At 72.3% G+C, this 8,664-nt stretch carries 8 protein-coding genes and 1 pseudogene; 3 read left to right on the top strand and 6 right to left on the bottom strand.

Annotated features, from left to right (window positions below; translation table 11 throughout):
- The coding region (locus tag HUX53_RS01265; protein ID WP_176401320.1) for an adenylate/guanylate cyclase domain-containing protein at positions 1 to 941 on the bottom strand (941 nt) is incomplete at its 3' end.
- Between the two features lie 61 nt (positions 942 to 1,002).
- Between HUX53_RS01265 and HUX53_RS01260 the strand changes: the two genes are divergently transcribed.
- Positions 1,003 to 1,761 (top strand): MerR family transcriptional regulator, encoded by a 759-nt coding sequence (locus tag HUX53_RS01260; RefSeq protein WP_176401319.1) that lies wholly within the window; start codon positions 1,003 to 1,005, stop codon positions 1,759 to 1,761.
- A 4-nt stretch (positions 1,762 to 1,765) separates the two neighbouring features.
- On the opposite strand, the gene HUX53_RS40605 is transcribed toward HUX53_RS01260, so the two are convergent.
- The 4 genes and pseudogenes from HUX53_RS40605 to HUX53_RS01240 all read right to left on the bottom strand — a co-directional run bounded on the left by HUX53_RS40605 (position 1,766) and on the right by HUX53_RS01240 (position 6,234).
- Entirely contained in the window at positions 1,766 to 2,557 is a 792-nt protein-coding gene (locus tag HUX53_RS40605; protein ID WP_176401313.1) for a hypothetical protein, read from the bottom strand.
- Positions 2,558 to 2,825: 268 nt separating this feature from the next.
- A pseudogene (locus tag HUX53_RS40600) lies at positions 2,826 to 3,194 on the bottom strand (RNA polymerase sigma factor); the annotation flags it as partial.
- Between the two features lie 324 nt (positions 3,195 to 3,518).
- Positions 3,519 to 5,141, bottom strand: a complete 1,623-nt coding sequence (locus HUX53_RS01245) for a long-chain fatty acid--CoA ligase (RefSeq protein WP_176401318.1) — start codon at positions 5,139 to 5,141, stop codon at positions 3,519 to 3,521.
- A gap of 613 nt (positions 5,142 to 5,754) precedes the next feature.
- The gene (locus HUX53_RS01240; protein WP_309236989.1) at positions 5,755 to 6,234 is read right to left on the bottom strand and encodes a SigE family RNA polymerase sigma factor; all 480 of its coding nucleotides are present in this window, start codon (positions 6,232 to 6,234) and stop codon (positions 5,755 to 5,757) included.
- Positions 6,235 to 6,500: 266 nt separating this feature from the next.
- On the opposite strand from HUX53_RS01240, the gene HUX53_RS01235 reads away from it, so the two are divergent.
- Together HUX53_RS01235 and HUX53_RS01230 are read left to right on the top strand one after the other, a co-directional pair.
- Positions 6,501 to 7,439 carry a hypothetical protein gene (locus tag HUX53_RS01235; RefSeq protein WP_176401316.1) on the top strand — a complete coding sequence of 313 codons (939 nt, stop codon included), beginning with the start codon at positions 6,501 to 6,503 and terminating at the stop codon, positions 7,437 to 7,439.
- A complete protein-coding gene (locus HUX53_RS01230; RefSeq protein ID WP_176401315.1) occupies positions 7,433 to 8,242 on the top strand; it encodes a MauE/DoxX family redox-associated membrane protein in 810 nt (269 codons plus the stop codon). The genes HUX53_RS01235 and HUX53_RS01230 overlap by 7 nt, the downstream gene beginning before the upstream one ends.
- A gap of 54 nt (positions 8,243 to 8,296) precedes the next feature.
- Here HUX53_RS01230 and HUX53_RS01225 read toward each other — a convergent pair whose 3' ends face one another.
- Positions 8,297 to 8,581 carry a hypothetical protein gene (locus tag HUX53_RS01225; RefSeq protein WP_176401314.1) on the bottom strand — a complete coding sequence of 95 codons (285 nt, stop codon included), beginning with the start codon at positions 8,579 to 8,581 and terminating at the stop codon, positions 8,297 to 8,299.
- Positions 8,582 to 8,664 lie beyond the last annotated feature (83 nt).

Here is an 8,664-nt window from a genome sequence, read left to right as displayed (position 1 = left end):
GGTCGGTTGTGGATAAGGGGTGGGGGCAGGGAGGCGGCGTCGTGGGGCCCTCTGGGGAGGGCGGCGGCCAGCGCGGGGCCGGCCAGGACCGTTCCCGGGTAGGCGGTGGACGTCAGGCGGGCGGCCATGTTCACCGGGGTGCCGAAGACGTCGCCCAGGCGTTGGATCACTTCGCCGTAGGCGAGGCCGACGCGGACCTTGGGGAAGTCGGGGGCCTCGTTGAAGTGGTCCGCGATGCGCAGGCCGATGTCGGCGGCGGCGGACGGTGTCGGGGCGACGAACAGCAGTTCGTCGCCGAGGGTCTTGACGATGCGGCCGCCGGCCTCGGCGACGATCTCGCCGGTCGTGGTCTCGAAGCGTTCGATGAAGGCGGCCAGGGCGTCGCTGTCGAGGCGGCGGCTCAGCCGGGTGAAGGAGACGATGTCGGCGAAGCCGACCGCCAGGTGGGCCAGGCCGGCGGCGGGGTCGGCGTGGGCGGTGGCCGTGGTGGCGGCGGCGCGCATGCCGGCGGCGGTGAGCTGGCGGCGCCAGCCGTGCAGGAGGAGGCGCTCGAAGGCGGGGCGCAGCTCCTCGGTGGCGGCGAGGGCGGCGGTGACCAGGTCGGACGTGAGAGGTTCGGCGGAGGGGAGTTCACCGAGCCGGGCCAGCCAGACGTCACCGAGCCAGCTGGCCAGGCGGCCCATCGTCTGGCCTACGGCGCGGGCCAGCTGGAGGACCATGTCCTCGTCCACCATGTCGTGGGAGAGCAGGTCCTTGATCTCGCGCAGCGCCGCGACGTCGCCGTCGGTGAAGGCGATCTCGTCATCAGGGGGCGCCGGGAAGCCGAGGGCCTGCCAGATGCGGCGCGCGTAGTCGTCGGTGACGCCCGAGAGGGCCTCGACCTCCTTGCGCGTGTAGCGCAGGGGGCCGCCGAGGAGGGTCTCCTCGATGTCGTCCGCCATGCGCGCAAGCCTATGTGCCATCGACCGATGTAACAATGGGGCGGGAGTAAGATCGCGTCCGATGGCCGAGTACCGAATCGACGAGCTTGCGCGGCTGGCCGGGAGCACCGTCCGGAACATCCGCGCCTACCAGGACCGGGGGCTGCTGCCGCCGCCGCGTCTCGCCGGCCGCGTCGGCCTGTACGACGACTCGCATCTGGCTCGCCTCCGGCTGATCGGCCAGCTGCTCGGCCGCGGCTACACGTTCGCGATCATCAAGGACCTGCTGTCGGCCTGGGAGACGGGCAAGGACGTCGGCGAGGTGCTCGGGCTGGAGAAGGTCCTGACCGATCCCTGGTCGGACGAGATCCCCGGCACCACGACCTACGAGGAGCTCGTCGAGATCTTCGGCACCGGGCTGGACGAGGACGAGATCGCCCGCGTCCAGGAGCGCACCATCGAACTCGGGCTGATCGAGCCCGACGGCGAGAAGTTCCGGGTGCCGAGCCCAAGGCTGCTCCACGTGGGCGCCGAACTGGTCGCGGCGGGGATCCCGCTGGACTCGGTGCTCCACATCGCCGCGCAGATCCGCGACGACTGCGACGTGATCGCCGGACGGTTCGTCAACCTCGTCCAGGAGCACGTGTTCGACCGGCTGGACGAGCAGCCCGTCCCGGACGGCGAGCAGGTCGCCGAGGTCGCCGCCGTGGTCAGCCGCATGCGGCCGCTGGTGAAGATGGTCGTCGATCCGTTCATCGCGCGGGCGATGGAGACCCACGTCCAGGCGGCGCTCGGCGAGCGGCTCGAAACGATCCGGGACGCGATGCGGGACGGCGACTAGGCCGTCACAGCAGCGTGGCACCCCAGACGACCTGCACCTGGTGGGGCGCGCCCTCGGAGTCGGTGAACGTGAGCGTGCCCTGACCGGGCAGCCCGATGATCGCCGTGCGGAGCGTGAGCGTCAGGTTAGTCGTGTCGCCGTCGGACATGCCGCCCTGCATCTCCGAAAGGATCAGCTGGCTCGTCGACGTCATCGCCGTCCACGTCACCGGCCCGCCATCGGCGGCGAGGCTGACGTGCGCGGTCTTCGTCCCGTACATCTCGACCTTGCCGGGGTTCACCACGAGAACACCGGGCCGCGCGGGCGGGTTGGTCGGCTGCGACGGCGTCCCCGACGGGTTCTCCGGCCGCTTCGGGTCCTTCTCCTGCGCGGGCGGTGACGCGGGCGGCTGGACGGGACGGCCCTGCGGTCCCCCGCCCGGCTGCTGGGACGGCTGCCCGCCGCCCTGCGCCCCGGCCGGCGGCGACACCTTGGTGATCGACGGCTGCGGCTGCGTCCGGAACGGCGGCCAGGACAGCGTGCCGCTGCCGATGCCCGGCCCCATCACGAACACCGCGATGAGGGCGGCGACCAGCGCGCCCGCCATGCCGCCCGCGGTGAACAGCCACCGGCGGGTGAACGGCGACGGCACGTCCGGCTGGATCGGCAGGCCGGACGGGGTGAGCGCGCCGCCCCGCGCGGCGATGTCGGCCCGGTAGCCGGCCAGCTCGGGGTCGGTGGCGGTGTGCATCACGCGGTGCCGCAGCGCGCCCGTGCTGCCGGCCGCGCCGCAGGCAGTCGAGGCAGCCGGCGGCATGCCGTTCGGTATCGGGGTCGGCGGGGGAGTCGTCGCCGCGGCGCTGCAAGACCCGTGACAGCCCTTTGGCCGGACGCGGCGGGACGGCCGGCGCCGACTCCTCCTTCGCCGGCGCGCGAGCCGCCAGCACGGCGACCGCCGTCGACTCGGGCTCGTCCGGCACCGGTCCGGCGGCGCACGCCCGTTCGGCGCCGCGAACCACCTGCCGGAGCGCGACCTCCAGTTCGGCGCGGCCCCTGCGCACCCGCATCGCGGCCCGCCGCGACGACATGCCGAGTGTCGCGCCGAGCCGCGCCGGACGCAGGCCGTGCCGGAACGCCAGGAACACGACCTCCTGGTCGACGGGCTCCAGCCGGGACAGGCAGCCGCGGAGCAGGTCGTGCGACTCGTCCGGGGGCGGCCAGTCGAGGCCGAGGTCGTCGTCAGCGGCACGGTCCACGAAGGGGGAGTCGGCGAACTCGCCGTCCCGGTCCCAGAACAGCACCTTCGCGCGGCCCCGCCGGACGCAGCGGCGCCGCGCCGCCCCGTACAGCCAGGGGCCGAGGTGCACGTGGTCGCGCATCCGGGGGGCGCGGCGGCAGGCGTCGATGAACGTGTCGTGGACGATGTCCGCGGCGACCTTCTCGTCCCCCGTCATCGACAGCGCGTAGTCGTAGAGGCGCTCGGCGTACTCGTCGTAGAGCACGGCCAGCGCCGCCTCGTCGCCTTCGTTCAGCCCCTTGACCAGCGCGCGGTCGGCCGAGTGTGCGGAGGTGGACAACCTGGGCATTCACGCTCCCGGCAGCGGCATGAGGGGTCCGCCCCCACGAGGGTCATCCGGACATTCAGCCCACCTTGCATACACCCGCGGACCCCATCTGCACCACATCATCTCCCGAAATCCACCGTTAAGGTAACACCCGGGTGAGTTATCGCCCCGTTCCGTGACCACGCGCGTCGTGACTCCGGGTCAGGGCGAGGATCAGCCGATCTGCCGAATCTCCAGGTCACCGTCCGCGTAACGGCGCCGCAGCACCTTCTTGTCGAACTTTCCGACACTTGTCTTGGGGACTTCGGCGATGAACGACCAGCGCTCGGGAAGCTGCCACTTCGGAATCCGGTCGGCCAGGAACTCCCGCAGCTGCTCCGGGGTGACCTCGGCGCCCTCCCGCAGCACGACCGACGCGAGCGGACGCTCCTGCCACCGCTCGTCGGGGACGCCGACCACGGCCGCCTCCACGATGTCCGGGTGCGCCATCAGGTGGTTCTCCAGCTCCACCGAGGAGATCCACTCGCCGCCCGACTTGATGACGTCCTTCGCCCGGTCGGTGAGGACGAGGTAGCCGTCCGCCGACAGCGTCCCCACATCGCCCGTCCGCAGCCAGCCGTCGTGGAACTTCCAGGGGTCCTCGTCCAGGTGGTAGGCGCCGGTGATCCACGGCCCGCGGATCTCGACCTCCCCCACCGCCTCCCCGTCGCTCGCCAGCACCCGGTCGCCGTCCCCGACGATCCGCATCTCCAGGCCCGCGAGGACGCGCCCCTGGCTGATCCGCGCCCGCCAGGCGTCCGCGTCGTCCGCGTCCACCGGCGGATGCGCCACCGACGCGACCGGCGACGTCTCCGTCATCCCCCACGCCTGGACGATCCGGACGCCGATCTCGTCGAACCCGCGCATCAGCGCCTCCGGCACCGCCGACCCGCCGCACGGCACGAGCCGCAGCGAACTCAGGTCCGACCCGTGCTCCTTCGTGTACCGCAGAACGTCCGACCAGATCGTCGGGACCGCCCCGGCCACCGTCGGACGCTCCGCCTCGATCAGCCGGACGAGCGGCTCCGCCTGCATGAACCGGTCCGGCATGGCCAGCGAGGCGCCCGCCATGACGGCCGCGTAGGGCAGGCCCCAGGCGTTCGCGTGGAACATCGGCACCACCGGCAGAACGACGTCGGACGCGCTCAGCCCGATCGCGTTGCCCGTGCACGTCGCCATCGAGTGCAAGTACGCCGACCGGTGCGAGTACACGACGCCCTTCGGGTTCCCCGTCGTGCCGCTCGTGTAGCACATCGCCGCGGCCGACCGCTCGTCGATCTCCGGCCAGTCGAACGTCGCCGGCGCCGCCGCCAGCAGCTCCTCGTACCGGTGCAGCTCCTTGCCGGCGCTCTCCAGCGGCGCCGTGTCCGCGTCCCCGACCACGACCACGTGCTGGACGGTCTTCAACTGCGCCAGCACCGGCGCCAGCAGCGGGATCAGCGACCCGTCCACGATGACGACCCGGTCCTCGGCATGGTTCGCGATGTAGACGAGCTGGTCGGGGAACAGCCGCAGGTTCAGCGTGTGCAGCACCGCGCCCATCGACGGGACCGCCAGATACGCCTCCAGATGCTCGGCGTTGTTCCACATGAACGTGGCGACACGCTGATCGCCGTCCACCCCGAGGCCGGGCAGCGCCCCCGCCAGCCGGGCGGCCCGCTCCCCGACCTCCGCGTAGCTCCGCCGCCGCGCCCCGTCCCCCGTCCAGGTGGAGACTTCGGCATCACCGAAGACCCCGGCGCCGTAGCGCATGATCGTCGTAATCGTCAGCGGAAAATCCTGCATGGTGCTGAACACGGCACGCCTCCTGCTCGATCGCGCGGCTCCCGGAGATAGTTTTGCCCCTTTTACCCAGGGGGGCGACCCCCTGGAACCCCCGTCACGACGCAGGCGATCCTCACGCCATGTTTCTGTCGCTGTGCCCGTTACGGTGCGTGGGCGCTGCGGTCGCCTGCGTCGTCGGGCATGCCCGCTGCGCTCGCTAGCGCTCCCTCCGCGTGCCTGCCCGCGCTCCGGCGGCCGAGCTTCAACCCCAGGAGGGGCAGAGCCCGGCACGTCCAAGAACCGCGCACCAGCCATCGGGCACGCCCATGCTCCAGCGGCCGAGGCTCGAACCCGAGGGGGCAGAGCCCGGCACGTCCAAGAACCGCGCATCAGCCGTCGGGCACGCCCATGCTCCAGCGGCCGAGGCTCGAACCCGAGGGGGCAGAGCCCGGCACGTCCAAGAACCGCGCATCAGCCGTCGGGCACGCCCATGCTCCAGCGGCCGAGGCTCGAACCCGAGGGGGCAGAGCCCGGCACGTCCAAGAACCGCGCATCAGCCGTCGGGCACGCCCATGCTCCAGCGGCCGAGGCTCGAACCCGAGGGGGCAGAGCCCGGCACGTCCAAAGGGATGGGCATCGGGCGGGACTAGTACAGCTCTCTTAGGCGGGTCATGGCTCGGGAGACGGTGGATTTCACTGTGCCTACGCTGATGCCCAGGACTTCGGCTATTTCGCGTTCGGACATGTCTTCGTAGTAGCGGAGCATGACGGCGAGGCGTTGGCGTTTGGGGAGGCGGTCCAGGGCGCGGCCCAGGGCGTCGTGCATCTCGCTGCGGTCGGTGTGGTCCTCGACGGGACGGTCGGGGACGCGGTCGGTGGGGTAGATGTCGAGTTTGCGGCGGCGCCACCAGGAGATCTGCGTGTTGACCATGGCGCGGCGGACGTAGCCGTCCACGGCGGCGCGGTCCTGGATGCGGTCCCAGGCGACGTAGGTCTTGGCGAGGGCGGCCTGGAGGAGGTCCTCGGCCTCGGCGCGGTCGCCGGCCAGCCGGGTCGCCGTGCGCAGCAGGACGGGCCGGCGCTCCGCCACGTAGTCGCGGAACTCGTCGTGCCGCGTCGCGTTCACTTCACCACCGGACCAAGGGGTTGGGGAGTCGGCGCCGGGCCGCTCCCGGGGTATGGTCGACGATCGCAGGAAGATCGTAATTACGGGCCTACATAAATCACATATCCGGGTCAACCAGTTCATAATCTTCATCCCAGGTAGATCAGACGTCCACCGGCAGCTGACTAATCGCGACAAATCCGTCGACAGGCGAGGTCATGGCACGTGAGCCTTGACTCGCTGTCTTCAGCCCCGTTGCCCAGAGTGATCAATGCCGGAGTGCCGCGATGCCGCCGAGCCCGTCCGTTGAAGCGCGCCGCCGCCGGCGCGCGGCCGTGTTCGGGGCGCCCCCCGGCCTCCCCGAGGCGGGACCGCAGCTGCGCGCGGTGAGCGGGATCATCCTCGACGCCAGCCCGCACCTGCTGGTGCTGGCCGCGGGCGGCACCGAGGTCCGGCTCGCGATGAGCGGGGACACCGGGGTCTGGCACGGCGGGCGCGGGGGCCTCGCCGCGCTGCGGCCGGGCCGCCCGGTGATCGTCCGGCAGAAGGCCAGTGGCGTCGTCGACCGGATCTGGGTCGGTATCGGACGCGTCGCCGGCACGATCCTGGCGTGCGGGCGGGACACCGTGGAGGTGGACATGGGCCCCCATCGCGGACGCGCCCATGTGGTGATCCCCCCGCACGCCCTCGGCCGGGTGCTGGTCCGGCACCCGCGCCTAGAGCCCGGCTACCTGATCGACGTGATCTGCGTCGGGTCCCCGGACGGGCCGCGCGCGGTGCGTCCCGGTACGTCCCAGCCCGGATACCGGGCGGACGACCTCGCCGCGCCCGAGCCGACCGCGCCCGTGTCCGGCGTGCTGCACGGGACGGCGACGTGGTTCGGGGAGGCCGGCGGTGAGGCGCCGGACGGGGCGGCCTATCCGGCGGTCGACTCCGAGGGGGCCGCCGGGGGATGCGCGGACGCCCCGTCCGGTTGCGTTCCGTTCCCGTACCTGTCGGTGGGGAGCGAGATCTCCGTCCGCAACGAGTGCGGCGGGCGGGCCGCGACCGTGCCGGTGGTGGAGTGCGGCTGCACGGCGGCCCGGTTCTGCGACCGGTGCGTGGAGTGCGACGCGTCCCCGCGCGGCCGGATCATCGAGCTGACGCCGGTCGCGTTCGCCGGGCTCGGCGGCGACCTCGACGCGGGCTGCTTCAACGCGTCCGTCCGAGTGGAGGGGCCATGGTGACGGCGTTCCAGAACACCCAGGTGCTGCTGCTCGCGGCGGTGCTGCTGGCCGCGTGCGCGGCGAAGCTGACGGTGCGGGAGCGGGCGGCGGAGGCGCCCGACCACGTGCACGGCGTGCCGGTGCCGGCCGGGCTCGCGCGGCTTACGGCGGTGCGCCGAAGCCGTGGCATGACGGTCGGGCTCGGGCTCGGCGAGGGCGTCCTCGGGCTGGCACTGCTGGTGACCTCGCACCTGTCGGTGCGGCTCGCGACGACGGTCGCGTTCGCCGCGGCGACGTGGGTGGTCGGCGAGCTGCGAGTGCGCAGGCCGGACGCGGGGTGCGGCTGCTTCGGCGGCCTCAGCGCGAAGAAGGTCGGGCGCCGCAGCGTGCTGCGCGCCGTACTGTTCACCGCCGCGGCGGTGGCGTCGCTCGGCGCGCCGCTCGCGGGCGTGGACGTGCTGCGGGACGTCCAGGTCCAGGTCGGGCTGGTGCTCGCGGTGGAGGTCGCCCTGTTCGCGGCGCTGTCCCCCGAGCTGGCGGAGTTGCTGGAGCGCCGGAAGATGCCCGCCGACCTGCCGTGCGAGCGGCGGCACAGCCCGATGTCGGAGACGTACGCGACGCTCTACGAGAGCGCGGCGTGGGCCGGGCATGAGAACGCGATCGCGAGCGCCGTCCCGCTGGACGTGTGGCGGGAGGGCTGCTGGCGGTTCGTGGCGTTCGCGGCCCGCATGGACGACCAGGACGTGGAGCTCGTGTTCGCCGTGTCCACCGCCGAACGAGACCGGGACGTGCGCTCGGCCGTCGTCGTGCCCGCGACCGTCTAGCCCGTTCGAGGGCCGCGGTCCCGGCAGGGACGCGGCCCTCGGCTCAGGGACGCGTCACCAGGTGCCGTCGCTCCCGAACTCGTCCTCATGGGTGCCGTACTCGTCCTCCTGGCGGGCGGAGTTCGTGTCCTGCCCGCGGTAGCGGTCGCGCTCGGACCTGTTCTCGGCGCCCGGCATCCGGCCGCCCTGGTCCTGCGTCTCGTCGTAGCCCACGGCCTCGTCATAGCCCATCGACTCGTCGTAGCCCATGGAGGAGGACGTCTCGTCCTGGCCGGCGTAGTCCTCCTGGCCGAATTCGTTGTCCGGGTCCTGACCGCGGAACCGGCCTCGATCCGTCATGCTTCCCCCCGATTTAGACCTTCCGCCCACTACATGGGCATTCGACCGGCTCCTACCCGCCCACACCCACCCGACAACACCCC

The sequence above is a fragment of the Actinomadura sp. BRA 177 genome (genome assembly GCF_013372625.1).
In the GTDB taxonomy this organism is placed as follows: domain Bacteria; phylum Actinomycetota; class Actinomycetes; order Streptosporangiales; family Streptosporangiaceae; genus Spirillospora.
Note: the sequence above shows the minus strand (reverse complement) of the source record. Positions and strands in the feature narration are given on the sequence as shown.